Origin of the sequence: Knoellia sp. p5-6-4, from assembly GCF_029222705.1 — a bacterium.
In the GTDB taxonomy this organism is placed as follows: Bacteria; Actinomycetota; Actinomycetes; order Actinomycetales; family Dermatophilaceae; genus Pedococcus_A.
In genome coordinates, this window is record NZ_JARGZF010000002.1 from 614,681 (window position 1) to 639,393 (window position 24,713).

The window sequence follows — 24,713 nt, forward strand, 5'->3', positions numbered from 1 at the left end:
GTCAGTTCCCCAGCGCCTGCGCGCCGCCCTCGGCACCCGCGCCCTCGGCGTGCCGGAGCGCCACGACGTGGACCGTCAGGAAGTGCCGGCCGTCGGGAGAGGTCATCGCCCCCTCGAAGTCGGCGAGCTCCTCGGTCACGATGCCCGCGTGGGCTTCCCACGCCGAGCCGGCGCGCAGCACGTCCCAGACGTGCTCGAGGCGGTACGAGGCCTCCCAGGCGGGGACCTCGGGTGCACAGCGGCACAGCGCGATGACCAGCTGGTCGGGGTCCGCGGTCGAACCGACCTCGACCTGGTCGAAGTAACCGCTCTCCTCGAGCTCGCCTCGCAGCCCGGTCTCGAGCTCGAGCACCTCGAGGGAGCCCGCGGGCACGGCGTTCTCCTGCACCGCGGTGCGGAGTTTGTGGAACGAGGTGACGTCCATGGCGCGATGGTCTGGCGGCCCGCGGTCGGCGTCCAGAGCCCAGACCAGATCCGTCCGTTCAGCGGACCGCAAGTCGGACAGGTCCGACTTGACGTCACGCACAACGGCGTAGGCCGCGGCTGGACAGTGTCCAGCCGCGGCCTACGTCGAAAGCGGGAGAGCTCAGGCCTTGTCGGCCGCACCCTCGGAGGCCTCGTCGGCACCCTCGGGCTGCTCGCCCTCGGCCGGCTCGGCGAGGTCCTCGGCCACGTGCTCGAGGCCCGGACGCTCGTTGAGCTCGTTCAGGTCGACGGTGTTGCCGTCGCTGTCGACGATCGTGACCTTCTCCAGGACCGCGGCAAGGGCCTTGCGACGGGCCACCTCGGCGACCATCGCGGGCACCTGGCCCTGCTGGTCGATCGCCTGGGCGAACTGGTTCGGGTCCATGCCGTACTGCTGCGCCGACATCACGAGGTACTCGATGAGCTCGGGCTGCTCGACGGAGACCTCCTCGGCCTCGGCGATGGCGTCGAGCAGGAACTGGGTCTTGAGGGCCTTGCGGGTGTTCTCCTCGACCTCAGCGCGGTGCTCGTCGTCCTCGAGGCGGTCCTCGTTCTCGAGGTGGGCGCGCACCTCGGCCTCGACGATGGAGTCGGGCACGGGGATCTCGACGGTCTCGAGGAGGTGCTCGAGCACCTTGTCGCGGGCCTGGACGCCCTGCTCGAACTTCTTCGCACGCTCGGCCTGCTTGATGACGTCGGCCTTGAGCTCGTCGAGGGTGTCGAACTCCGAGGCCAGCTGCGCGAAGTCGTCGTCGAGCTCGGGCAGCTCGCGGACCTTGACCGACTGCACGGTCACGGTGACGTCGGCGTCCTCGCCCTCGCGGTCGCCGCCGGCGAGCGGGGCGCTGAAGGACTTGGTCTCGCCGGCGGACATGCCGACGAGGGCCTCGTCCATGCCGTCGAGCATGTTGCCGGAGCCGACCTCGTAGGAGATGCCGGTGACGGCGTCGATCTCCTCGTCGCCGATCTTGGCGTCGAGGTCGATGGAGACGAAGTCGCCGGTCTCGACGGCGCGGTCGACACCCTTGAGGGTGCCGAAGCGCTCACGCAGCGACGTGAGGCGCTCCTCGATGTCCTCGTCGGCGACCTCGACCTTGTCGACCTCGTGCTTCATGCTCGCGTAGTCGGGCAGGGTGATCTCGGGGCGGACGTCCACCTCGACGGTGAACTTCAGCTCCTGGCCGTCCTCGGCCGGCACCTCGGTGACGTCGACCTCGGGCTGCCCGATCGGCCGCACGCTGTTCTCCTCGACGGCCTGGCCGTAGAACTGCGGAAGCGCCTCGTTGACGGCCTCCTGCAGCACGGCGCCGCGGCCGACGCGCTGGTCGATGATGCGGGCGGGGACCTTGCCCTTGCGGAAGCCGGGGACCTGGATCTGGGAGCCGATGGTCTTGTACGCCGCGTCGAGGCTCGGCTTGAGCTCCTCGAACGGGACCTCCACGGTCAGCTTGACCCGGGTCGGGTTGAGGGTCTCGACGGCACTCTTCACTGCGGGGTACTCCAGGATCGTGGGTGACAGGGGATGCCGGGGCCGACGCCGGGTGCGGCGTGCTGACCGGGCCAAAAGCACATCGTAGCCGTCCCGAGCCACAGCACCGAATGCGCCCTAGGGTGCTGACATGGACAGCAACGGCACACCGGCCCCACCAGCACCGATCGCCGCGCTGCGCACCCTGGCCGGCGCCCTCATCAGCGCCGTCGTCATGATCGGGGTGGTCGCGTTCATGGTCCTCGGAGCGGCGGGGTACCCGCCGGTCTGGGTGGCCGCTGCCCTGGGGGTCCTGGCCGTGGCCGCGCACGCGGTGGTCGAGGTCGTCGGCTACCGGTGGCCCGCGCTGCGACCCGGCACCGCGGCCGAGGAGGCGGCGGCGGCCGGCGTCGCGGCATACCGGTCCCTCATGATGGTGCGCTTCGCCCTGTGCGAGGCGGTCGCGATCATCTCCCTCGCCGCGGCCTTCGTCGTGGAGCCGCAGACCGCCAAGACCTACCTGGTGGGGGGCACGCTCTCGCTGCTGCTCCTGCTGTGGCACGTCTGGCCGAGTGAGCGCATCACCCGGCGGCTCGAGCAGGCGCTCGACCGAGAGGGGGGCCGCTCGGGACTGGCCGACGCGCTGCAGGGCCGGCAGCCGGGCAGCGCCCTGCTCTGAGTGGCCCTTCCGGGGGGGTTACCGCACCGCCCCTGCGGGTCTACCGTCGGCAGATGAGGCTGTTCAAGCGGGCGGCCACGACGTCTGTCGCGCCCGACCAGGAGGACCTCGTCGTGCGGCAGTACCGGTACCTGTTGCGTTCGGCGCCCACCGACGCCCTCGAGCACGTGCACCTCGAGGCGCTGGCCGAGGTGTCGTCCGACGACCGGGCCACGGTGCTCCGCACGGTGCAGGAGCAGCTGGTCGCCGGGCTGCGCCTGGAGCCCGACGACATCCCGCACCTCTCCCGCCTCGTGGTGCTCGGCGAACGGCGCTCCCCCGGCGCGCTGCTGCGGCACTGCCCCGCCGAACCGCTGCGGCGGCTGGCCGACGCGGCCCTGCTGTCCGAGGCGGCCTTCGGCCTCCTCACCGGGTATGCCGCGTGGGACGGGCTCGACCCGGAGCCGGCACAGGAGGAGGAGTGGCAGGCGCGCCAGCATCGAAACTGGAGCGACCCGGCGGACCACCCCTATGCCTTCGGCAACAACAACGGCTACCTGGGCACAGGCGGAGGCGGTGACGGCGGAGGCGGCTGAGCCGCTCGGCGGGCCGAGCCGTGCACGCCCCTTTATGTTCGGGGCATGGCTGACAACACGGTCCACCACACCTGGGACGTCATCGTCATCGGCGCCGGACCCGTCGGAGAGAACGCGGCCGACCGGGTCCGCAAGGCAGGGCTGACGGTCGCCATCGTCGAGAAGCACCTCGTCGGCGGCGAGTGCAGCTTCTACGCCTGCTCCCCCAGCAAGGCGCTGCTGCGGCCGGTGCTGGTGACGCAGGCCTCCCAGCGCGTGCAGGGCTCGAAGGGCGCCGAGGTCGACCGCGAGGGGGTGCTCGACCGCCGCGACACCTGGATCGACGGCCTGAGTGACCGGGGTGCCGTGGGCTGGCTGGAGAAGGTGGGCGTCGACCTGGTGCGCGGCTCGGGACGCCTGGTGGGTGAGCGTCGCGTGGAGGTCGACGGCCGGGTCCACGAGGCGCGGCACGCCGTCATCGTCGCCACCGGCACCGCACCGCTGGTGCCCGACCTCCCCGGCCTGCGCGACGCGAACCCCTGGACGAACCGGGAGGCCACCACCTCCCGTCGCGTCCCCGAGCGCCTGGTGGTGCTCGGCGGCGGCCCGGTGGCGTGCGAGCTCGCGGTGGTCTACGCCGCCCTCGGGTCGGCGGTCACGATCGTCGAGCAGCAGGACCGCCTGCTCGGCCGCATGGAGCCGTTCGCGTCCGAGGCCGTGTCCCAGGGCCTTCGCGACCGTGGGGTCGACGTGCGCACGGGCACGGCCGCGAGCAAGGTCTCGCGCCTCGGGCCCACCGGCGAGGTCACGGTCGAGCTCCAGCAGGGCGGCAGCCTCTCGGCCGACGAGGTCCTCGTGGCGGTCGGGCGCGTGCCCAACACCGGCGACCTCGGGCTCGACACCGTCGGTGCGCTCACCGACGACCAGGGCCACCTGCGGGTCAACGCGCGCATGGAGGTCGAGGGCGTCGCCGGCCCACGGCCGTGGCTGTATGCCGTGGGCGACGTCAACGGGATCGCCCTCCTGACCCACATGGGCAAGTACCAGGGACGCGCCTGCGGAGACCTCGTCGCGGCGCGCGCGACGGCCCGGCCCGTGGACGAGGCGTCGATGACCCCCTGGGCCGAGGACCTCGGGACCGTGCAGGTCGTCTGGACCGACCCGGAGGTGGCCGCCAGCGGCCTGACCGAGCAACAGGCCCGCGAGCGCGGCCTCCGGGTGCGGGTCGTCGACGTCCCGATGGACCAGGCCGCCGGCTCAGGGCTGCAGGCCGAGGGCTACCAGGGGCAGGCGCGCATGGTGGTCGACGAGGACGCCAGCACCATCGTCGGCGTGACGCTGGTCGGACAGGACGTCGCCGAGCTCATCCACCCGGCCACCATCGCCATCGTGGGCAGGGTGCCGCTGACGACGCTGTGGCACGCCGTGCCGGCCTTCCCGTCGATGAGCGAGATCTGGCTGCGCCTGCTCGAGAAGTACGGGATCTGACCTGCGCAACCGCGCGTCCGCTAAGCACCTGAAAGTCCCTTTCGCCCGGTAGCGTCCGGCGGAGGCTCCCACCGGGGCTCCGTACAGCGGAAGGTATTGACGATGCGAAGAACCTCTTCCCTGCGCCTGGCCATCGTGGGGGCCGCTGCAGCGGCCGTCCTGGCCACCGGCGCCGCTTCCGGCGCGGTGAGCGCCGCCCCGACCGGCGCAGCCTCTGCGGGCGCAGCAGCCTGCGAACCCGGCAGCACGCTGAGCACTGCTGCCCGCGTCGCCGACGGCGCCACCGCGCAGGAGCCGAAGCTCTACCCGGACAACGAGGCCAATGCCTACGGGGTCCTGCCCGACTCGGCCTACCTCGGCGACGGGAACGTCGAGGTCGAGACGGTCTTCCACTCCATCTCGGACCACCCCCTGACCGCGGCCGAGAAGCAGCGGATGACGACCATGATCAACGACCAGATGGACGTCCTCAACGCCGCGTTCTCTGGTCAGACCGCACCGGCCGCCGCGGACACCCCGTTCAGGTTCTCGCTGGCCAAGATCAACTGGGTCGTGGACCCCAGCTGGTACACCGTGGTGCCCGGCAAGAACGAGCGTGACATGAAGGCGGCCCTCCACGAAGGCGACTCCCGAACGCTCAACGTCTACTCCGCCGACATCGGCGGCGGGCTGCTCGGCTGGGCCTACTTCCCCAAGGGCTACAACAACGGCCGCGACTACATCGACGGCGTGGTGCTGCTCGACGAGTCGATGCCCGGTGGCACGGCGGGCAAGTACGCCCTCGGCGACACCCTGACGCACGAGGTCGGCCACTGGCTGATGCTGGAGCACACCTTCGCCCACGGCTGCTCGGCCTCGGGCGACTACGTCGCCGACACCCCGAAGGAGGCCCAGCCGCAGTTCAACTGCCCGGTGGGAGCCGACACCTGCGCCGCGCCGGGCAACGACCCGATCCACAACTTCATGGACTACACGCAGGACTCGTGCATGGACATGTTCACGCGCGGCCAGGCCGAGCGGATGAGCGACGCGTGGGTGGCGTTCCGCGCCAGTGGGGCCGGAAGCAAGGGCTGAGAGCCTTCCACGTTCGAGGTGGAAACGCCGAGGGAACCCGGCGTTTCCACCTCGAGGCACGATGTGGTGGTCGGGGTAGCCGGATTTGAACCGGCGGCCTTCCGCTCCCAAAGCGGACGCGCTACCAACCTGCGCCATACCCCGTTCCCGGCGAGCCGATTTCAGCACTCGCGAGAGCGGGCATTAGGCTAGCGCCTCGGATCCTCGGCCCCCGGCCGGGGTCCACGCGGGTGTAGCTCAATGGTAGAGCCCCAGTCTTCCAAACTGGCTACGCGAGTTCGATTCTCGTCACCCGCTCCACCCACGAAGCCGCAGGTCAGGGCCCTCCCCCGACCTGCGGCTTCGTCGTTCTCCGTTGCCTGACCACGGCGGCGTGCCCACTACGTGCCCAATCCGCAACGGTTCCTCGGGCGATCACGAGGCCCTGTCGGACTCATCGACGAGGTCCTCAACTCGCTCCACGAGCAGGTTCAGGGCGTCTGCGATGACCCGGTCCCGATCTGCGGTGCGGTGCTGGTAGATCAGCGCGGCCCGCATGCTCGAGTGGCCCATCCGCCCCATGAGCTCGCGTGTCGAGGCGCCCGTGGCAGCGGCCAGGTGGTTCCCGGTGTGGCGGAAGTCGTGGAAGTGGACCGCTTCCGAGATGTCAGCCTCGACGCGGGCCCGCTTCCAGCCCTGGGAGAAGTGGCTGCGGCGCGGGGACGAGCCCTTCGGCCCCACGAACAACCGGCCGTCATCTCCCGGTTCGGCGTAACGCTGGAGGTGGTCGACCAGCTCGTCAGCGACCCACCGAGGCAGTGCGACGGTTCGCGTTCCGGCGGCTGTCTTGGGTGCCTTCACGACCAGCGACCCATTGACCTCGGCCACCGCACGTCGGACGTGCAGCCGCGCCCCAGCCAGGTCGAGATCCGCCCGGGTCAGTCCCAGGAGCTCGCCGTAACGAAGGGATCCGAAGACGGCCAGGAGCACCATGGCCCGGTAGCGATGCTCGATGACGCCAGCGAGGCGAAAGACCTCGTCAAGCGCGAGCACAGGCCGTTCGGGTGTCCGGTCAACGCTCGCTCCCTTGATCCGGCACGGATTCCGCACGATGACCTCGTCGTCGACGGCCGTGGCGAAGATGGATCGCACCAACCGATAGGCCTTCGACGTCGTGCTCTGACCCAGTCCGCCATCGATGAGCCCCTGTCTCCAACCGCGGATCGGCGGACAGGTGCGCTTGGCGCCGCCCGGAACCAGTTCCAGCACAAGGGCATGCAGCTGGTTGACCTTGTACGTGTGCTCCTGCCCGATGGCACGGTGCCGGTCGACCAGGATCCGCAGCACCTCCCGCTGCGCGTCGGGGACCACCGGCCGCAGCCCGGTCATCCGGGTGCCGACCAAGGCGACCGAGTGGGCGTCCGTGGCGTCGGCCTTGCGGCCCTGCCCGGTGGCGAACACCCGGGCGCGGGCCGACAGGGCCGGCGGCACATCGACGACTTGCTCACCTGCAGCGATGAGCCGGTTCGCGACATGCCGGCCGATCCCGTTGCAGCCCTCGACCGCCCACGTCCGCTCCGGCCACGCCTGGACGTGGGCGAGCATTGCCGCGAAGCCCTCGAGGTCGGTGCCGAACCGTCCACCTCCCAGCACGGCCTCATCGGCGCTCATGACCTCGATCGTCACGCTGCGCTTGTGCGGGTCCACCCCGATCACCACCTGCGGTGGCTGACTCCTGTTCACGGTGACTCCTTGCTCTTGACCCGGTGTGGTTCGAGCGCGGAGGGCACCGCTACTTCCGGCAGCACAGTCCCTTCTTCAGCCTCTCCGGCCCTGCGGTGCCCGGGCGGCGCAAGCCAGATGAGAGTCACACCCCGAAGGAAGGACAGCCGCTGATGAGAGCGACCAACCCGGACACCTGGACCGAGCCTGCGCGGGCACCGATCCTGCCGTCAATGAAACAAGTACGCAGAGCGTGTGCCTAGTTCGAGCGCGGCTCAAGCGATCTGGGGGACGCTTTGGGTGGCAACGCCTACCCTGACCGCATGAAGCCTGTCGCCCTCACCGCTCTAAGGGCCGCAGTTGTCATATGCGGGGTGCTTGCGGTGGCGTGGCTGGTACAACGCTTCGTCTTCCTCCCAAGCATCCCGCTTTGGTGGCGCATGACGTGCGTGGCGGCTCCAATGATCCTCGGCATTGTCTTGGTCGGGCTGGCCGACCGGCTTGAGAGAACGAGACGCAGCCGACACCGTGGTTGAAGCGGCGTGGCGAGTGGAACGTCCACAACTGCCGCTGTTAGCGCCGTCATGCCGAGTTGAGGACGTTTCGACCGTGCCGATGAGCGAACAGCGGCGTGCTGGGTCGGCCTCGGTGGGAGTGTGTCCCCGTGCAGAGCTCGAAGCCCGGCCACAGGAGCCCGAACGGTTCGGACGTTGTCCCCCTGCGCGAGGCCACGCGTGCCTGGTTCCTGGTGTCCTTGCAGACCTTCGGTGGCCCGGCCGGGCAGATCGCCGTCATGCAGCGGATGCTGGTCGAAGAACGCCGCTGGATCGGTCAGCAGCGGTTCCTGTTCGCCCTCAGTTTCTGCACACTGCTGCCCGGCCCTGAGGCGCAACAGCTGGCGACCTACGTCGGATGGCTCCTCAACGGGATCCGAGGAGCCCTCATCGCCGGTGTGCTGTTTGTGCTCCCCGGAGTCGTGGTCCTACTCGCGCTCTCCGCCATCTACGTCGGCTACGGGGATACCACTGCGGTGGAGGCCGTTTTCCTCGGCTTGGGGCCCGCCGTCATCGCGATCGTTGTCCAAGCCCTCGTCCGGGTCGGCGGCCGGGCCCTAACCGCACGATGGAAGGTCGTCGTCGCCGCCTGTTCCCTCATCGCCCTGGCCTTCTTCGCCGCCCCCTTCCCGGTCGTGATCGCCGCCGCAGCCCTGATCGGGTGGCTGATCGGCCGCGCCACCAAGACCACCCCGCAGGCACCGACCGCCGAGAGAACCTCAGGGCCGCCACCCCTCATCAGCGACGCCGCACTCCACCACGAGCGGCCATCACAACGACACAGCCTGCTCGTGCTGGTCACCGGGCTGGTGCTCTGGTTAGCCCCCGTCGCCGCCGCAGCGGCCGCCTTCGGCACCAACAGCGTCTTCGTCGAACAGGGCAAGTTCTTCTCCGGTGCCGCCGTGGTCACCTTCGGCGGCGCCTACGCCGTCCTGGCCTACGTCGCCCAGCAGGCCGTCAACACCTACCACTGGCTGACCGGCAGCCAGATGGTCCACGGCCTCGCCCTCGCCGAAACGACCCCCGGGCCTCTCATCATGGTCGTCCAGTTCGTCGCGTTCCTCGGGGCCTATCACGACCCCGGCTCGCTGAACCCGTGGGTGGCAGCAGTCATCGCCTCGCTCCTGACGACGTGGGTGACGTTCGTTCCCTCGATCCTCTTCGTGGTCCTCGGAGCCCCCTACGTTGAGCGCCTCCGTGCCAACCACAGCCTCTCCGCGGCACTGTCGGGCATCACCGCCGCCGTCGTCGGCGTCATCGCCAACCTCGCTCTCTACTTCGCACTTCACACCCTGTTCTCCGACACCCAGCAGCACACGTGGGGACCGGTCAAAACGAGCCTGCCCGTCCCCGGAACCGTCGTCTGGTCCGCAGTGGCCATCACGATCCTCGGTTTCCTGACGACCTTCCGCCTCAAGTGGAGCGTCCTGCGAACGCTGGGCATATGCGCCCTCGCAGGGGTCGCGTGGCAGGTCGCCGGAGCCCTTACCTGACTGCCGAGCGTCCCCTCATGCCGCTGTCCCCGTGGTCATGCCGAGTTGAGCGCGTCGTACCGAGGCTACTTACCGCGCCCATCGCTGTAGTCGTCTCCGGCATTCTGCGTGGTGTTCCGCGGCGCTCGTCAGCATCCCGGGTTGCGTGCTGAACGCCAGAATCGGGGTTCGGCGTTTCCGCCCGTCGCCATCGGTCCAGATCACCGTGGAGGAGTCTGTGATCTCGACGATGGCGGTCCGCGGAATGGCTCGGCTGCGGAGGTACCCATGCACCACCAATTCGCCCTGTCGAGTCTGGGCCGAGAGGCGGTACCCACGGACGGCAAGGACGAGCCCTGGAACGCCAAGGAGAACCAGCGCTCGCTCGGCTCCCGTGCCAAGAGACAAGGGCAGGAGGGACAAGGCGATTGTGCAGACGCCCGGAAACGCATTCGCCACTCGGTTCGTGGGGCTCGGGCGCAGGATCACGCACGTAGTGTCCTGTGACAGGGATGCCGCCGGGCGCACGGACATGCCGCGATCCGCTCGGTCCTGTGATCGGGTGTCGAGCATCGGCTGACACACGACCGTCAAGCATCACCCGAGACAGGACACAGGCCTTTCGGCGCTGTTGCTGAATTGACCTCTAAGAAGATCAAGGCGCGGCTCCGCCGCGCTGGCCGGGCCTCGCGGCCCCGGCCGTGAGGGGAGCCTGGCCTCACCGACGAGCCGCCGACCCGACTCCGCAGCATCCGGCCGGCACCCCCGAGCCCGTCAAGGCCGCAGCTTCCAGCCCGGTCACGGTGCACACTCCGTGTACCGCCACAGCACCTCGTGATGCCCGGGCGGCCTTGACCTGCACGAGGGCCGACCTCCACTGCTCCGCCATCGGGTCGGCGCCTCTTCCTGGCCGTCCGCGTGCCCACTACGTGCCCAATGCGTGAGCGATCAGCGGCTCGACGGGGTACCCAGCGGTGTCTGGTTCGTGCTCAACCCGACGGCCGCGCAGGGGCTGGCCGCCCTTCCAAACTGGCTACGCGAGTTCGATTCTCGTCACCCGCTCCACCCACGAAGCCGCAGGTCAGGGGCCTCCCCCGACCTGCGGCTTCGTCGTTCCTGCCCTGCTCTCCCGTGCGGGCGTGCCACCCAGGTGCCCGATCGACGGGGGCCAGGCAGGAGCCTCCGGAGGGAGTTGCGGCCCTGCCCGGGGCCGGGTCGAGGCCGCATCGTGAACGGGTGGACAGTCGACGGCGCGTCGGTGCTCCGCGCCCGCCGCCCGAACTGGTGGACGGGCGCAGCCGCCGCGTGGTCGAGCTCTCGCCTGTCTGCTCAACCAGAACACCCGGTACCCCGGCGGTGCCGCGTGCCCGGGCGCGGTGCCAGCAGCCCTGCAGCCGTACCTGGACGAAGGGGCTGGGCTGGTGCAGATGCCGTGCCCGGAACAGCGCTCATGGGGTGGAGTGCGCCGGCCGCCCATGTTGTGGGTGCTCACCCACCGGCGGGCGGCCGCTGCGGCTCCGCTGGTGCTGCCGGTGATCGAGAGGTACCTGCGGTGGCGGTACGCCCGCCTGGCCGGCACCGTGGCGCGCGATGTCGCCGACGCCGCCGGTGCGGGCGTGGAGGTGGTGGCGGTGGTCGGGGTGGCAGGCTCGCCGAGCTGCGGCGTGAGGACCACCATGGACCTCGGTGTCGCCGCGCGACGGGTCGGCCGGTCGACCCACGACCTCACCAGGGCCTGGTTGACCGACGAGGTGGTCGCAGCTGCGGAGCGACCCGGTCGGGGACTGTTCACCACCGCGTTGCAGCGGCAGCTCGCCCGACGCCACCTGGACGTGCCGTTCACCGAGCACAGGCTGCCCGGCCCCGGCGACCCGGGAACCCGGTAACGGCTGGCGGAGGGGTCAGTCGCGGCGCAGTGCCCGTGCGATGGCGCCCGTGGCGTACAGCCCTTCCAGGGCCGCGCCCGGCGAGACCAGGCCGGATACCGGGGAGAGCACGACGTGCTCGAGCCCGGCCGCCTGGTACTCGCGCAGCCGGCGCACCGCCTGCTCGACGGTCCCCCACAGGAGCGGCCCCCGGGTGAGGATCTCGGTCGGGACGGCGGCGATGGCGCGCTCGAGGTCGGCCCTGTCCTGCTGCTCGGGCAGGAACTGCCCGAGGCCGGTGAAGTCGTCCCCGAACGGGTGGGTGGCCCCGACGGCCCGCCACTGGGCAGCGGGCACGACGAGCGCGAGAGCCCGGATGGGGCGGGTGTCGAGCATGGCGCGGGCCCCGGCCTCGGTGCGGGCGATGACGGTGAACCGGTGCAGCGCCGCGGTGACGGAGGCGGGGTTGCGTCCGGCCGCGGAGGCGGCGTCCCGCACGGTGGCCAGCTGGGTCGCGTACTGCTCGGGGCTGGTGACCATGGTCGGGTACCAGCCGTCGCCGTACCGACCGGCCAGGCTCAGGGTGCGGGGCCCGTGCGCGGCGACCCACACCCTCGGGTTCCGGCCCTTGGGGGCGCGCAGGTCCACGCGGGCGTCGTCGAGGCGGAAGTGCCGTCCGGTGAGGTTCAGCGGACCGGGCGCACCGGCGTCCAGGCAGAGTCGGATGACCTGCAGCGCCTCCTCGAGCCGACTGGTGCGCCCGGCGTACTCGAGCCCGTAGGGCGCGATGTTGAGCAGCTCCCCGGCACCGATGCCGAGCACCGGGGCCCTGTCGGTCATGTGCGCGACGGTCATCAGGGCCTGCGCGATGACGACGGGGTGACGTCGGATGGGGTCGGTGACGCCGACGCCGAGCTGCAGACGGCCGGCCCGGGAGGCGACCCAGCCCATGAGCGCCTGGTAGTCGAGGTGGTCGTGCGGGGTGGGCTTGCGCTTGGCCAGCCACGTGAAGTCCTGGTCCCAGAGCACGCTGGGAAACAGGTTCTGGAAGTGGTCGATGACCATGACCGAGTCCAGCCGCATCGCCCGAGCCGCCAGCAGGTAGGCCCGCACTGCGCTCAAGGGTGGTTGGGTGCCCAGCTGCAACCCGACCCGCACCCGTCCGCTCACCGGGACCGCCCCCCGCTGAGGACGGCACCGAGCCGGGCGAACTCGGTGCGCACGTGCTCATCGAGGTCGGCGGCGAACCCACGGGACAGGTAGAGCCCGAGGAGCGGATCGGCGACCCGGCCGGGCCCGGCCCACCCCGCCCGGACCGTGTGGCGCACCCGCACGGAGGGGACCTCGTCGCTGCGGGCAGGGGCGTCCTCGAGGTCGAGGCGCAGGCGCACCGGCAGCGGCACGCCCTGGTGCAGCTGCCACACCACCCGACGGTCCGCGACGACCTCGACGACCTTGCCGGCGAACCTCAGCCGCCGCCGTCCGACCCGCTCGTCCATCAGGACCCGGTCGCCGACGTGGTCGGGCCGGCGGCTGCGGAACGTGATGTGGAACCGGTCGTGCACCCCCGGCCACCACGACCGGTAAGCCGAGTCCGTCGGCTCCAGCATGAACCGCAGCACCTCACCCGCGCTGGCCCCGGGCACCACGGCTGTCGAGACGAGCTCGAGCACGATGCCACCTCCCGCCACAGTGACGAGCCTCGAGCCGCATCCGGTGCAGGCTCCCACCCCACGGTCGCCCGGCACGGCCGTCGTCGCCAGTGGCCAAGGTCCCGGCGCGGGACCCCGGGCGGGGCTCAGCCCGTGCGCCGCCCGCCCGAGAGCCGCACGACGGCCCGCAGGTCCGTGACGGACCGTCCCGCGGCGAGGCCCTTGGCCTCGAAACCGTCGTGGGGCCGCCACGCCGGACGCGCGGCCGCGCCGACCTCGAACGCGCGGTGGGCCTCGAGCTCGTCGAGGGCGTGCGCCGCGTAGCTCTCGTGGTCGGTGGCGACGAGCAGCGCGCCTCCCGGCTCGAGCCGTTCGGCGATGAGGTCGAGGGTGTGCTCGCGGATGAAGCGCCGCTTGAGGTGCCGCGCCTTGGGCCACGGGTCGGGGAAGAACAGGTGCACCGCGTGCAGCGAGCGCGGGGCGATGCGCGTCTCGAGCAGCGCGACCGCGTCACCGATGTGGGCCCACAGGTTCCGCACTCCCCGCGCGTGGGCCGCCGCGAGCATGCGCGCAACCCCTGGTGGGTGGACGTCGACGGCGAGGACGTCGTGCCCGGGGTGCTCCACGGCATACGCGATGGCGGCCGCTCCGTGGCCGCACCCGATGTCGAGCACGAGCGGGGCTCGGCGACCGAACGCCACCTCGGGATCGAGCGGCCCCTCCGGTATGCCGTGCCGCGGCCCGAGCTCCGCGAGCCGGCTCTGGGTGAGCGGAGACATCCGGCCGCGACGGGCGTTGTAGGTGCGCACGCGAGGCTCACTGGTCACGGGCGTCAAGGGTAGGTCACCGCAGGACCTGCCCTGCGCGGACCGGGGCCCGGCCGCGCGTGCGGCCGGGCCCCGGCAGGGGGAGCTCGTCGGCGTCAGGGAGTGACGGCCTCGAGGGCGTCGACCATGCCCGCACCGTAGAACCCGGTGCCCTTCGCGCCGCCCTCGCAGGTGGCGTCGGCGACCCCGTCGTCGGTGTAGTCGTAGACCTCGGGGCAGGCCAGGGTGTCGGCCTCCTGCTGCAGCGTCTTCACCGCCTGCTGGTTGCTCAGGCTGGTGTCGGCGCCGCGCACCAGCGCCACGACGCCGGCGGCGTGCGGTCCGGCCATCGAGGTGCCCTGCTTGTAGCCCCAGGTGCCGCCCTTGGTGGTCGAGAGGATCGCGTCGGCGGGGTTGGACTTCGGGGCGTTCCAGCTCAGCCAGGCGTCGCCGCCGGGGGCCGTGACGTCGATGACGTTGTAGCCGTAGTTGGAGTAGTAGGCCTTCTCCGCGGTCGGGCCCACGGAGGAGACGGTCACGACGTTGTCGAGCTCGGCCGGCATGTCGTAGCAGCGGTGGTCGGTGTAGCGGACCTCCGGCTCCTCACCGACCGGGTGGTTGTTGGGGCTGCCCGAGTCCTCGATCGGCTTAGACAGGTCCCAGCGCGAGTTGCCGGAGGAGGCGACGTTGACGACGTCCTTCTTCTCCGAGTACTTCAGCGCCCGCTCGACGGCCGTGATGACCGCCTTCTCGTCCTCGTTGGCCTTGCACCACAGGTAGTACGGGTCGATGAAGTAGGAGTTGTTCGTGACCTCCATGCCCTTCTCGGCAGCCCAGATGAAGCCGCAGATGGCGTACTCCGGGTAGATGTAGCCGTCGTCGTCGACCACCTTGACGGCGGCGAGCTTGACGTTGGGAGCGACACCGACGATGCCGACGCCGTTGCGCGCTGCGGCGATCGTGCCCGCCACGTGCGTCCCGTGGTCGGAGCCGCTGCGGCCCCACGCGCTCGGTGCGGTGTTGGGCACGCCCTTGTCGACGCAGCTCACCGACTGCGACGGATCGACGTTGGCGGCGAGGTCGGGGTGGTCGGCCTCGATGCCGGAGTCGAGGACGCCGACGGTGATGGCGCGGTTGCCGTCGGTCGTCAGGTGCGCCTTGTCGGCCTTGATCATCCGCATGTCCCACTGCTTGTCGTTCAGGGGCTCCGCGGTGTCGTCACCACCTGACGTGCCGGGACCGAGCCCGCTCACCGTGCCGGTGGCGGGCGCGGTCGGCGGCTGGAAGGCGTGCAGGGCGCGAGTGGGGCCGGCCGCGACGATGCCCGACTCGCCACGGGCGATGTCGTCGAACTCGTCGTCGGAGGCCTCGGCGATCACGACGCCGATCTGCGGCCACTCCATGGTGACGGTGCCGCCCGCGGCCTTGGTGGCGGCGACAGCCTTGTCGGTGCCGGTGCCGCCCTGGACGACGACGAACGAGGTCGGCGCGCCGAGCGGCTCGGCGACTGCGGGCGAAGCGGCGACGACGCCGACGGTGCCGACGGTGCCGCAGGCCGCGGTCAGGGACAGTGCGATGAGCTTGTGGCCCAGGCGTGATGTCGAAGGGGTCAAGACGGTGTCCTCCTGGTCGTGGGGTCTCGCGGGTGCGCACCCCCCTGTGGACCCTGACAAGTCGGACAAACCGGGGTCAATGGTCCGCGATTCAAGAAAGCGTCAAGATCCACGGGGGGTGCGGACCGGCTCGCCACCGTCCGCATCGCGAGAACCTGGACCGCGCATTCGATAACCAGTGGTTATGTCGGTGATAATGCGGCGTGCGCATCTCTCGTTTCCCCAGCATCGTCGACGACGTCAACGTCCGCCTCATCGCCGGTGGCGTCCTCGTCGTGTCCGCCCTGGCGCTGGCGACCGGCCAGTGGTGGCTGTATGCCGTCCTCGCTGCCGAGTTCGTCCTCCGCGCCGGATGGGGTCCGTCGGCCAGCCCGCTGGCCCGGGGCATCCAGCGCTTCGTCCGTCCGCGAGTGGCGGCCGCGCCGCGCTACACGGCGGGGCCGCCGAAGCGGTTCGCCGCGACCATCGGGGCGGTCATGACCGGCGCCGCAGCCATCCTCGGGCTCGTGGCCACCCTGACCGGGTCCTCGGCGGCCGGCACCGCGGTGCTCGTGATCGGCGTGGTCATGGTGCTCTTCCCCGCCCTCGAGGCCTTCTTCGGCTTCTGCGTCGGGTGCGTGCTGTTCGGCCTGCTCATGCGCACCGGGCTCGTGCCCGAGGAGATCTGCCTCGACTGCGCCGACCTGACCCGGCGCTCCTCCAGCACTGGGGCTCAGGCAGGCGCGTCCGCCTGAGCAGCCTGCGCCGGACCGGTCGCTGCGCGTCCGGTCAGCGGCGCCACACGATGACCGCCGCGCGGTCGTCGGTCTCGCCCGCCCGGGCTGAGACGCACATCCGCTCGGCCATGCCCTCGAAGCCGCGGGTGATCATCCGCTCGGCGGTGCCGAGCATGCGGTCGATGCCGTCGCGCAGGTCGCGGGTGCGGGTCTCGATCACGCCGTCGGTGTAGAGCAGCAACGCGTCACCGCGCTGAAGCATGCCGGTGGTGCGCGGGAAGCCGACCCCCTCGCTGACTCCGAGGACCGGCCCCTCCACGGCCTCGAGCATCTCCCAGCGGCCCGACCCGGCCGAGAAGCGGGCGACCGGCGGGTGACCCGCGGAGCCGATGCTGAAGGCACCGGTCTCGAGGTCGATGAAGGCGTGCGCCGCAGTCGCGAAGCCCTCGTCCCAGTGCTGGCGCATCAGGTAGGCGTTGGCTGCGGGTAGGAACCGGTCGACCGGCATGGATCCCAGCAGGCCACCGAAGGCGCCCGACAGGAGCAGCGACCGCGTCCCGGCTGCGACACCCTTGCCGGAGACGTCGACCAGGGCGATCTCCAGGCATCCGTCGGTCTTGCTCGTGACGACGAAGTCGCCCGAGAAGGAGTCGCCGTAGGCGGAGAGCACGCACAGCTCGGCGCCCCAGTCCTGCGGGAGGTCGGGCAGCTCGCCCTGGGTGAGCAGCCGGTCCCGCAGGTCGACGAGCATGGTCTCGCCGAGGCTCCCCTGCACGCCGAGCCGGGCCCGGGAGGTGGCCACGGAGAACATGATGACCATCACCAGCAGCAGCACCACGAAGGCGTTGAGGTAGACGAGCGGGTCGCCCTCGCTGCGCTCGATGGCCGCCCACGCGGCGCAGACCACCAGGACGCCGTCGACGACCGCCAGGTGGCGCGGCCGCAACAACAGGCCCGCCAGCACCGCGAAGGGGATGAACCCGGAGAAGGGCACGACGGTGGGCCACTGGTGCATCGCGATGGCGGCGAGCAGCGCGCCGACGCTGAGCACGGTCGCCGTGGCGGGCTGCACCGCCCGCGTCCAGATCGCGCTCGGGTGCGCACGGAGGTAGCGCTGAAGGCGGATGGCCCGCCTGCGGCGGGCCAACACCTCGCTATGGACTTCCACGTCGTACGGCACCTCGCAGCGGCCGGACCGCATCCGGACAGGGGGTCGATGCGGGCCGGCGCTCAGCCCGCCGGGACAGCCTAGTGACTGAGCCCTGCTCCGCCACCGTCAATCCACAGAACCCGGCAGGGGCGGCAGGGCACCGGACTGCTCGTAGGCGGTCAGCATGTCGATCCGCCGCTGGTGCCGGGTCTCGCCGGAGTACTCGGTGCCCAGGAAGGTCCGCACCATGGCCTTGGCCTCGTCGCTGCTGTTCATCCGGGCGCCGATCGACAGCACGAGCGCGTTGTTGTGCTCACGGGCCAGCCGCGCCAGCTCCTCGTTGTAGCAGAGCGCCGCCCGGATGCCGGCGACCTTGTTGGCGGCCATCTGCTCGCCGTTGCCCGACCCGCCGAGCACGATGCCGAGCGAGCCGGGGTCTGCAGCCACGCCCTCGGCCGCCCGCAGGCAGAAGACCGGGTAGTCGTCCTGTGCGTCGTAGTCGTGCGGGCCGTGGTTGGTCACTTCGTGTCCCTCCTCCTCGAGGAAGGCGACGAGCTCGCCGAGCAGCTCGTATGCGGCGTGGTCGCCGCCGATGTGGACGCGCATGGACGTTCTCCTCGTCAGTTCGGGCCTAGTCGAAGATCGGGCCTACCGTCCGGCTCCGCTTGAGCTCGAAGAACCCTTGCGTACCGGCCACCAGGACGCAACCGTCCCAGAGCCGCCCGGCGTCCTCTCCCTTGGGGGCCGGACTGACCACCGGCCCGAAGAACGCGACCCCGTTGACGGCCACCACCGGGGTGCCCACCTCGTCGCCGACGAGGTCGATGGCGCGCTGGTGGCTGGCGCGCAGCCGGTCGTCGACCTCGTCGCTGCCTGCGAACCGCGCGAGGCCGGGGTCGATGCCGACCTCGTCGAGCGCCGCGGCGACCACGGCGTCGAGGTCCTTCTCGTCCTGGACGTGGATCCGGGTGCCCATCGCGTCGTACAGGGGCTTGACGACCTTGTCGCCGTACTCACGGGCGGCGGCGATGACGACGCGGACGGGTCCCCAACCGCGGTCCATGAGCGCGCGGTAGTCCTCGGGCAGGTCGCGTCCCTCGTTCAGGACGGACAGGCTCATGACCGACCAGGTGACGTCAACCGGGCGGACCTGCTCGACCTCCGTCATCCAGCGCGAGGTCATCCAGGCCCACGGGCAGAGCGGGTCGAACCAGAACTCTGCGGCCGACCGGGTCCGGGTGTTCGTGGAGTCACTCATAGCGCAGCATTCTGCCATTTCCGGCGAATCAGGCCTCAACGGGCAGAGTGCCTCAGTCCCTGCCGGGGCCGCTGACCGGCGTGCCATCATGGCCGCCATCCACGCCCAGACCACCAGGAGACTTCCCGTGCCCGGCAAGAACCTGACCCGCGACGAGGCCATCGCCCGCGCCGCGATCGTGAGTGTCGACCACTACGACGTCGAGCTCGACCTGACCACCTCCGAGAAGACGTTCCGCACCCGCACCACGGTGACGTTCTCCAGCCCCGAGCCGGGCGCCTCCACCTTCATCGACCTCATCGCCGAGTCGGTCGAGTCGATCACGCTCAACGGCGAGTCGCTCGACCCGGCCGCGCACTTCGACGGCGTCCGCGTGCAGGTCCCCTCCCTCGCCGAGCACAACGAGCTCACCATCGACGCGACCGGCGTCTACATGAACACGGGCGAGGGCCTTCACCGCTTCGTCGACCCGGTCGACAACGAGGTCTACCTCTACTCGCAGTTCGAGGTGGCCGACTGCCGCCGCATGTTCGCCGTCTTCGAGCAGCCCGACCTCAAGGCCAGCTACGCGTTCACGGTCACGGCGCCGAGCCACTGGGAGGTCGTCTCCAACTCCCCCACCCCCGAGCCCAGCCCGGCCGGTGACGGCGTCGCCACCTGGGCCTTCGAGCCCACCCCGCGCATGTCGTGCTACATCACGGCGCTGGTCGCCGGCCCGTACGCCGTGGTGCGCGACGAGGTGGAGACCCGCAAGGGCACCGTGCCGTTGGGCATCTTCTGCCGCAAGTCGATGCTGCAGCACCTCGACGCCGACAACATCTTCGACTGCACCAAGCGCGGGTTCGCATTCTTCGAGAACGAGTTCGACAGCGAGTACCCGTTCGCCAAGTACGACCAGCTGTTCACGCCGGAGTACAACATGGGCGCGATGGAGAACGCCGGCGCCGTCACCATCAACGAGATCTACGTCTTCCGCGCCAAGGTCACCGAGGCGATCATCGAGCGCCGCGCGCTGACGATCCTGCACGAGCTGGCCCACATGTGGTTCGGCAACCTCGTGACGATGAAGTGGTGGAACGACCTGTGGCTCAACGAGTCGTTCGCCGAGTGGGCCTCCACGACCTGCCAGGCAGAGGCCACCCAGTGGGAGACCGCCTGGACCACCTTCGGCACCTCGGAGAAGGCGTGGGCCTACCGCCAGGACCAGCTCTCCTCCACGCACCCGATCGTCGCCCCGATCCGCGACCTCGAGGACGTCGAGGTCAACTTCGACGGCATCACCTACGCCAAGGGCGCCTCGGTGCTCAAGCAGCTGGTGGCCTACGTCGGCCGTGAGCCGTTCGTCGCCGGCCTGCGCAGCTACTTCGCCAAGCACGCCTGGGGCAACACCACCCTGGCCGACCTGCTCGACGAGCTGGCCGCCACCTCTGGCCGCGACCTCGACACCTGGAGCAAGCTCTGGCTCGAGACCGCCGGCGTCAACACGCTGCGTCCCGAGGTCGAGGTCGACGAGCAGGGCGTGATCACCTCGGCGCGGATCGTGCAGACGTATGCCGAGGGCTACGAGACGCTGCGCCCGCACCGCCTGGCGGTGGGCCTGTACGCCGTGGAGGGCGATGCCCTGGTGCGCACCGACCGCCTCGAGCTCGACGTCGACGGCGAGAGCACCGACGTGCCCGAGCTCGTCGGCAGGGCCCAGCCCGACCTCCTGCTCGTCAACGACGACGACCTGGCCTACGCCAAGATCCGTCTCGACGAGCGCTCGCTCGCCACCGCGTTGGCGCACCCCCGCGGATTCCAGGACAGCCTGCCGCGCGCGCTCGTGCTCGGCGCCGCCTGGGACATGACCCGTGACGCCGAGATGCCCGCGCGCGCCTTCGTCGACCTCGTGCTGGCCTCGCTGCCCGGCGAGACGGACTCCACCCTGCTGCGCACCCTGCTCGGCCAGCTCCAGACGACGGTGCTCCTGTACACCGCTGAGGAGCGCCGCCAGGAGACCCTCGCCCGCACCGTGGCGTCCCTGAAGGAGCTGGCGCGGCGGGCCGAGCCGGCCAGCGACGCCCAGCTCCAGCTCGTGACCACGTATGCCGGGATGCTCACCTCCGCCGACGACGCCGGCTACGTCCGTGGCCTGCTCGAGGGCACCGAGGTGCTCGACGGCCTGGCCATCGACACCGAGATGCGGTGGACGCTGCTGACCTCGATGGCGGCCGCCGGCGCAGCCGACGAGGCGCAGGTGCGCGCCGAGCGCGAGCGCGACAACACCTCGACCGGTCGCGAGCGCGAGGCCCGCGCGCTGGCGGCCCGCCCCACACCCGAGGCCAAGGCAGCGGCATGGGCGGCCGGGGTGGAGTCCGACCAGCTGCCCAACAGCGTGCTCGACGCGACGAGCCTCGGCTTTGGCCGTGCGGTCGACCCGACGCTGCTGCTTCCTTACGTCGAGAAGTACCACGCGATGCTGCTCGAGGTCTGGGGCAGGCGCACGCACGCGATCGCCGAGTCGATCGTCCAGCAGTTCTACCCGGCCGCCCTGGCGAACCAGGAGCTGCTCGACGCCACCCAGGCCTGGCTCGACGCCCACCACGACGCCCCCGCCGCGCTCGTGCGCCTGGTCTCGGAGAACCGCGACAGCATCGCCCGCGCGCTGCGGGCGCAGGAGCGCGACGCCCGGGGCTGACGCCGCACCGACTTTGTGCCGGGGGCTCGCCTCCCACGGTCACGGGCCGCCTCAGGCGCGCCCCCGGCATACGAGGTCGTTGGCTCGCTGCCTCGAGCGGGCCATCACGCGCCCCAGAGCGTGAGTCGGTTCACAGTGCCGTGCGCAGCGGGCGTGCCCGTTTCGAATCGGGCTGCCCGTCATGGGAACAATGGCCCGCATGACGTTGAGCTTGGTGCTGGACCAGTTCGTGGAGACCATCTCCGCGGTGACACCCGAGAGCGCGTGGGAGTGGTTCTCCGGCTGGCCCCTGATGGTGCTGGTGACCCTGCTCGCGGCCGTGGTGCTGCGGTGGCTGTTGAACCGCTCGATCGACCGGGTCGTCAACGTCACGCTGGCCAAGGCCGACGCCCGGCGGGAGAAGCAGGGCGGCCGTGCCAGCCGGGTGCTCAGCAACGCCACGGGCATCGCGCACGAGCGTCACCGCCAGCGCACCCTGACCATGGGGTCGCTGCTGCGCAACATCGTCACCATCGCCATCGCGATCCTCACGACCCTGACGATCCTGTCGACGGTCGGTGTCGACCTCGCCCCGCTGCTCGCCACCGCCGGTGTCGGTGGTGTGGCCCTCGGCTTCGGCGCGCAGAGCCTCGTGAAGGACTTCCTCTCCGGGATCTTCATGATCCTCGAGGACCAGTACGGCGTCGGTGACATCGTCGACACCGGTGAGGCCATCGGCACCGTGGAGGAGGTCTCGCTGCGGGTGACGCGGCTGCGCGACCCCAGCGGCGTCGTCTGGTACGTCCGCAACGGCGAGATCATCCGGATCGGCAACAAGAGCCAGGGCTGGTCGACCGCGCTCGTCGACATCCCGGTCTCCTACGCGGAGAACCTCGAGAAGGTCATCCCGCTGATCCGCGAAGTCGTGCACCGCCTCGACGAGGAGCCCGCGTGGAAGGACATGCTCCTCGAGGAGCCGCAGGTGCTCGGTGTCGAGTCCGTCAGCGGCACGGCCGTCACGATCCGAGTGCTGGCCAAGACCGCCCCTGAGCAGCAGTACGGCGTCTCCCGCGAGATCCGCGAGCGCGTCAAGGCAGCCTTCGACGCGGCCGGGGTGCAGGGGCCGCCGCTGACGCCGTTCGGACCTGCCGGGCGGTGAGTGAGAGACTGTCCCGGTGATTCCAGCGGGGCAGCAGCAGAGCTTCTACGACCAGGTCGGCGGGCACCAGACCTTCCGCAGGCTGGTGCACGAGTTCTACCGCGGGGTGGCCGGCGACCCCGACCTGCGGGCGCTCTACCCCGAGGAGGACCTCGGGCCCGCGGAGGACCGCCTGCGGATGTTCCTCGAGCAGTACTGGGGTGGCCCGACGACCTACTCCGAGCAGCGGGGCCACCCGCGGCTGCGGATGCGGCACGTGCCCTTCAAGGTCACGCCGACCCAGCGCGACCGATGGCTGCTGCACATGATGGCCGCCGTCGACACCCTCGGCCTCGCCCCGGCCGACGACCTCCTGCTGCGCGACTACCTCGAGCGGGCCGCCCACTCGCTCGTCAACGCCTTCGAGGACTGACGGCACCGTCTTTCGTCACGCCTCGCGCTCGACCCGGCAGAGGTTGCTGCCCCAGGGGTATGCAGCAACGTGGGTCGGCCGCAGCAACTCGTGCTAGCAGAGGTTGCTGCACGTCACGACCATGTGAAATTTCTTGCTTGATTCGCAAGACTTTGCGAAATGGAGTTCACTCCGCGCGCCAACTCGTGGATCATGGTGGCCCGTGACCGACGTTCTCGACTCCCCCGCCCGCACCGCTGAGCTGCTGCACGCGCCGGACTCCCCCGACGCCGCGTGGTGGCGCAGCGCCGTCATCTACCAGATCTACCCGCGGTCCTGGGCCGACGGCAACGGCGACGGCATCGGCGACCTGCCCGGCGTGACAGCGCGCCTGCCGTACCTCAAGGCGCTCGGTGTCGACGCGGTGTGGTTCTCCCCGTTCTACCGCTCCCCGCAGGCCGACGCCGGCTACGACGTGGCCGACTACCGCGACATCGACCCGCTCTTCGGCACCCTCGAGGACGCCGACGCCATGCTGGCCGCCGCCCGCGAGCTGGGCCTGAAGGTGATCGTCGACCTCGTGCCCAACCACTCCTCCGACGAGCACGAGTGGTTCCGGGCCGCGCTGGCCGCCGGCCCGGGCAGCCCCGAGCGCGAGCGCTACATGTTCCGCGACGGCCAGGGCGAGGACGGCAGCGAGCCGCCGAACGACTGGCACTCGGTCTTCGGCGGGTCGGCCTGGACCCGCGTCGAGGACGGCCAGTGGTACCTGCACCTGTTCGACTCCAAGCAGCCGGACTTCAACTGGGAGCACCCCGAGGTGCGCGCCGAGTTCGAGTCGATCCTGCGCTTCTGGCTCGACCGCGGCGTCGACGGCTTCCGCGTCGACGTGGCGCACGGCCTCATCAAGGAGCAGGGCCTGCCGCACTGGAGCGCCGACCTGCACCTGCTCGACGAGGGCCGCCACGGCGCCGACTCCCCCAAGCCCCCGATGTGGGACCAGGACGGCGTCCACGAGATCTACCGCCGATGGCGCGAGATCCTCAACTCCTACGGCCAGCCCGACCGCATCCTGTGCGCCGAGGCCTGGGTGGAGCCGCAGGAGCGCGCGGTGATGTACGTCCGCAGCGACGAGATGCACCAGGCGTTCAACTTCGACTTCCTCGGCACCGCCTGGCGTGCCGACGACCTGCGTGCGGTCATCGCGTCGTCGCTGCAGGCCGCGGACTCCGTGGGCGCGCCGAGCACCTGGGTGCTGTCTAACCACGACGTCGTGCGCCACGCCTCGCGCCTCGGCCTGCCGGTCGGCAGCAAGCGCCCCAACGGCATCAGCGCCGCCGACCCGCAGCCCGACCGCGAGCTCGGCCTGAAGCGCGCCCGCGCTGCGACCACCCTGATGCTCGGCCTCCCCGGCGGCGCCTACCTCTACCAGGGCGAGGAGCTCGGCCTGCCGGACTCCACCGACATGCCGCACGAGTACCGGCAGGACCCGGCCTTCCACCGCACCGGCGGTGAGGAGATCGGCCGGGACGGGTGCCGGGTGCCGATGCCGTGGCAGGGCGACGCCCCGTCCTTCGGCTTCGGCCCCTCGGAGAGCACCTGGCTCCCCCAGCCCGCGGTCTACGGCGAGTACGCCGTCGACCAGCAGGAGGGCGTTGCCGGCTCCACGCTCGAGCTCTACCGCCAGCTGCTCACCACCCGTCGGCAGCGTTCGCTCGGCACCGGTGGGCTGCGCTTCGTCGAGGGCTTCGGTGACGACGTGGTGGCCCTCGAGAACACCGGCGCCGGTGACGGCTCCACCCTGGTGCTGGCCAACCTCGGCGACGCAGCGGTGGCCCTGCCCGAGGGTGCCCGCGTGCTGGTCGCCTCCGGCCCGCTGGACGCCGACGGCCGCGTGCCCGCCGACACAGCGGTGTGGGCGGCGCTCTGACCCACCCGCCCCCGGCGCACCGGCACCGCTGACGAGAACGTCGGCGGCTCCCACGGCAGACT

The 24,713-nt window shown here is 70.9% G+C and carries 21 protein-coding genes and 2 tRNA genes; 12 read left to right on the top strand and 11 right to left on the bottom strand.

Going from position 1 to position 24,713, the window contains the following annotated elements; genetic code table 11:
- Position 1 precedes the first annotated feature (1 nt).
- Positions 2-424: a hypothetical protein gene (locus P2F65_RS14405; protein ID WP_275809065.1), complete on the bottom strand. Its 423-nt coding sequence runs from the start codon at positions 422-424 to the stop codon at positions 2-4.
- A gap of 162 nt (positions 425-586) precedes the next feature.
- Positions 587-1,954: a trigger factor gene (gene tig, locus P2F65_RS14410; RefSeq protein ID WP_275809067.1), complete on the bottom strand. Its 1,368-nt coding sequence runs from the start codon at positions 1,952-1,954 to the stop codon at positions 587-589.
- A gap of 130 nt (positions 1,955-2,084) precedes the next feature.
- Here tig and P2F65_RS14415 point away from each other — a divergent pair, with 130 nt between their 5' ends.
- The 4 genes from P2F65_RS14415 to P2F65_RS14430 all read left to right on the top strand — a co-directional run bounded on the left by P2F65_RS14415 (position 2,085) and on the right by P2F65_RS14430 (position 5,728).
- Positions 2,085-2,612 carry a hypothetical protein gene (locus P2F65_RS14415; RefSeq protein ID WP_275809070.1) on the top strand — a complete coding sequence of 176 codons (528 nt, stop codon included), beginning with the start codon at positions 2,085-2,087 and terminating at the stop codon, positions 2,610-2,612.
- A gap of 53 nt (positions 2,613-2,665) precedes the next feature.
- A complete protein-coding gene (locus tag P2F65_RS14420; RefSeq protein ID WP_275809071.1) occupies positions 2,666-3,187 on the top strand; it encodes a hypothetical protein in 522 nt (173 codons plus the stop codon).
- Between the two features lie 45 nt (positions 3,188-3,232).
- Entirely contained in the window at positions 3,233-4,654 is a 1,422-nt protein-coding gene (locus P2F65_RS14425; RefSeq protein WP_275809074.1) for an NAD(P)/FAD-dependent oxidoreductase, read from the top strand.
- Positions 4,655-4,756: 102 nt separating this feature from the next.
- The gene (locus tag P2F65_RS14430; protein ID WP_275809076.1) at positions 4,757-5,728 is read left to right on the top strand and encodes a zinc metalloprotease; all 972 of its coding nucleotides are present in this window, start codon (positions 4,757-4,759) and stop codon (positions 5,726-5,728) included.
- 67 nt (positions 5,729-5,795) lie between these two features.
- Here P2F65_RS14430 and P2F65_RS14435 read toward each other — a convergent pair.
- A tRNA-Pro gene (locus P2F65_RS14435) sits at positions 5,796-5,872 on the bottom strand.
- Between the two features lie 82 nt (positions 5,873-5,954).
- Here P2F65_RS14435 and P2F65_RS14440 point away from each other — a divergent pair.
- Positions 5,955-6,028, top strand: a tRNA-Gly gene (locus P2F65_RS14440).
- A gap of 114 nt (positions 6,029-6,142) precedes the next feature.
- Here the strand turns inward: P2F65_RS14440 and P2F65_RS14445 are convergent.
- Entirely contained in the window at positions 6,143-7,450 is a 1,308-nt protein-coding gene (locus P2F65_RS14445; RefSeq protein WP_275809079.1) for a transposase, read from the bottom strand.
- Between the two features lie 643 nt (positions 7,451-8,093).
- On the opposite strand from P2F65_RS14445, the gene chrA reads away from it, so the two are divergent.
- Both chrA and P2F65_RS14455 read left to right on the top strand, forming a co-directional pair.
- Positions 8,094-9,476, top strand: coding sequence for a chromate efflux transporter (chrA, locus tag P2F65_RS14450; protein ID WP_275809081.1), 1,383 nt, complete (start codon positions 8,094-8,096; stop codon positions 9,474-9,476).
- 1,454 nt (positions 9,477-10,930) lie between these two features.
- Complete coding sequence (locus P2F65_RS14455; protein WP_275809085.1) at positions 10,931-11,341, top strand: hypothetical protein; 411 nt, start codon at positions 10,931-10,933, stop codon at positions 11,339-11,341.
- A gap of 15 nt (positions 11,342-11,356) precedes the next feature.
- On the opposite strand, the gene P2F65_RS14460 is transcribed toward P2F65_RS14455, so the two are convergent.
- The 4 genes from P2F65_RS14460 to P2F65_RS14475 all read right to left on the bottom strand — a co-directional run bounded on the left by P2F65_RS14460 (position 11,357) and on the right by P2F65_RS14475 (position 15,391).
- A complete protein-coding gene (locus P2F65_RS14460; RefSeq protein ID WP_345803703.1) occupies positions 11,357-12,490 on the bottom strand; it encodes an LLM class flavin-dependent oxidoreductase in 1,134 nt (377 codons plus the stop codon).
- Positions 12,487-13,011 (bottom strand): hypothetical protein, encoded by a 525-nt coding sequence (locus tag P2F65_RS14465; protein ID WP_275809088.1) that lies wholly within the window; start codon positions 13,009-13,011, stop codon positions 12,487-12,489. Before P2F65_RS14465 ends, P2F65_RS14460 begins: the two co-directional genes overlap by 4 nt.
- 107 nt (positions 13,012-13,118) lie before the next feature.
- Complete coding sequence (trmB, locus tag P2F65_RS14470; protein WP_275809091.1) at positions 13,119-13,799, bottom strand: tRNA (guanosine(46)-N7)-methyltransferase TrmB; 681 nt, start codon at positions 13,797-13,799, stop codon at positions 13,119-13,121.
- Between the two features lie 95 nt (positions 13,800-13,894).
- Complete coding sequence (locus tag P2F65_RS14475; protein WP_275809093.1) at positions 13,895-15,391, bottom strand: S8 family serine peptidase; 1,497 nt, start codon at positions 15,389-15,391, stop codon at positions 13,895-13,897.
- Positions 15,392-15,594: 203 nt separating this feature from the next.
- Here P2F65_RS14475 and P2F65_RS14480 point away from each other — a divergent pair, with 203 nt between their 5' ends.
- A complete protein-coding gene (locus P2F65_RS14480; RefSeq protein WP_275809096.1) occupies positions 15,595-16,125 on the top strand; it encodes a DUF4395 domain-containing protein in 531 nt (176 codons plus the stop codon).
- Between the two features lie 34 nt (positions 16,126-16,159).
- Here the strand turns inward: P2F65_RS14480 and P2F65_RS14485 are convergent, their stop codons facing one another.
- The 3 genes from P2F65_RS14485 to P2F65_RS14495 form a co-directional block, all read right to left on the bottom strand.
- The gene (locus P2F65_RS14485) at positions 16,160-17,275 is read right to left on the bottom strand and encodes a PP2C family protein-serine/threonine phosphatase (protein ID WP_275809099.1); all 1,116 of its coding nucleotides are present in this window, start codon (positions 17,273-17,275) and stop codon (positions 16,160-16,162) included.
- Between the two features lie 108 nt (positions 17,276-17,383).
- Complete coding sequence (locus tag P2F65_RS14490; RefSeq protein WP_275809104.1) at positions 17,384-17,863, bottom strand: ribose-5-phosphate isomerase; 480 nt, start codon at positions 17,861-17,863, stop codon at positions 17,384-17,386.
- A 25-nt stretch (positions 17,864-17,888) separates the two neighbouring features.
- Entirely contained in the window at positions 17,889-18,515 is a 627-nt protein-coding gene (locus P2F65_RS14495; RefSeq protein ID WP_275809106.1) for a disulfide bond formation protein DsbA, read from the bottom strand.
- A 127-nt stretch (positions 18,516-18,642) separates the two neighbouring features.
- Between P2F65_RS14495 and pepN the strand changes: the two genes are divergently transcribed.
- From pepN to P2F65_RS14515, 4 genes are all read left to right on the top strand, one after another.
- Positions 18,643-21,192 (top strand): aminopeptidase N, encoded by a 2,550-nt coding sequence (pepN, locus tag P2F65_RS14500; RefSeq protein ID WP_275810679.1) that lies wholly within the window; start codon positions 18,643-18,645, stop codon positions 21,190-21,192.
- Positions 21,193-21,391: 199 nt separating this feature from the next.
- Positions 21,392-22,330 carry a mechanosensitive ion channel family protein gene (locus P2F65_RS14505; RefSeq protein WP_275809109.1) on the top strand — a complete coding sequence of 313 codons (939 nt, stop codon included), beginning with the start codon at positions 21,392-21,394 and terminating at the stop codon, positions 22,328-22,330.
- A gap of 16 nt (positions 22,331-22,346) precedes the next feature.
- The gene (locus P2F65_RS14510; protein ID WP_275809112.1) at positions 22,347-22,742 is read left to right on the top strand and encodes a globin; all 396 of its coding nucleotides are present in this window, start codon (positions 22,347-22,349) and stop codon (positions 22,740-22,742) included.
- A 202-nt stretch (positions 22,743-22,944) separates the two neighbouring features.
- On the top strand, positions 22,945-24,651 hold the full coding sequence (locus P2F65_RS14515) for a glycoside hydrolase family 13 protein (protein WP_275809115.1): 1,707 nt from the start codon (positions 22,945-22,947) through the stop codon (positions 24,649-24,651).
- Positions 24,652-24,713 lie beyond the last annotated feature (62 nt).

What these genes read in the sequence shown, in the direction of transcription:
- P2F65_RS14405 (WP_275809065.1), bottom strand. Translation starts at nt 424, where the DNA reads ATGGACGTCACCTCGTTCCACAAACTCCGCACCGCGGTGCAGGAGAAC.
- P2F65_RS14415 (WP_275809070.1), top strand. Translation starts at nt 2,085, where the DNA reads ATGGACAGCAACGGCACACCGGCCCCACCAGCACCGATCGCCGCGCTG.
- P2F65_RS14420 (WP_275809071.1), top strand. Translation starts at nt 2,666, where the DNA reads ATGAGGCTGTTCAAGCGGGCGGCCACGACGTCTGTCGCGCCCGACCAG.
- P2F65_RS14425 (WP_275809074.1), top strand. Translation starts at nt 3,233, where the DNA reads ATGGCTGACAACACGGTCCACCACACCTGGGACGTCATCGTCATCGGC.
- P2F65_RS14430 (WP_275809076.1), top strand. Translation starts at nt 4,757, where the DNA reads ATGCGAAGAACCTCTTCCCTGCGCCTGGCCATCGTGGGGGCCGCTGCA.
- P2F65_RS14455 (WP_275809085.1), top strand. Translation starts at nt 10,931, where the DNA reads ATGTTGTGGGTGCTCACCCACCGGCGGGCGGCCGCTGCGGCTCCGCTG.
- P2F65_RS14490 (WP_275809104.1), bottom strand. Translation starts at nt 17,863, where the DNA reads ATGCGCGTCCACATCGGCGGCGACCACGCCGCATACGAGCTGCTCGGC.
- P2F65_RS14495 (WP_275809106.1), bottom strand. Translation starts at nt 18,515, where the DNA reads ATGAGTGACTCCACGAACACCCGGACCCGGTCGGCCGCAGAGTTCTGG.
- P2F65_RS14505 (WP_275809109.1), top strand. Translation starts at nt 21,392, where the DNA reads ATGACGTTGAGCTTGGTGCTGGACCAGTTCGTGGAGACCATCTCCGCG.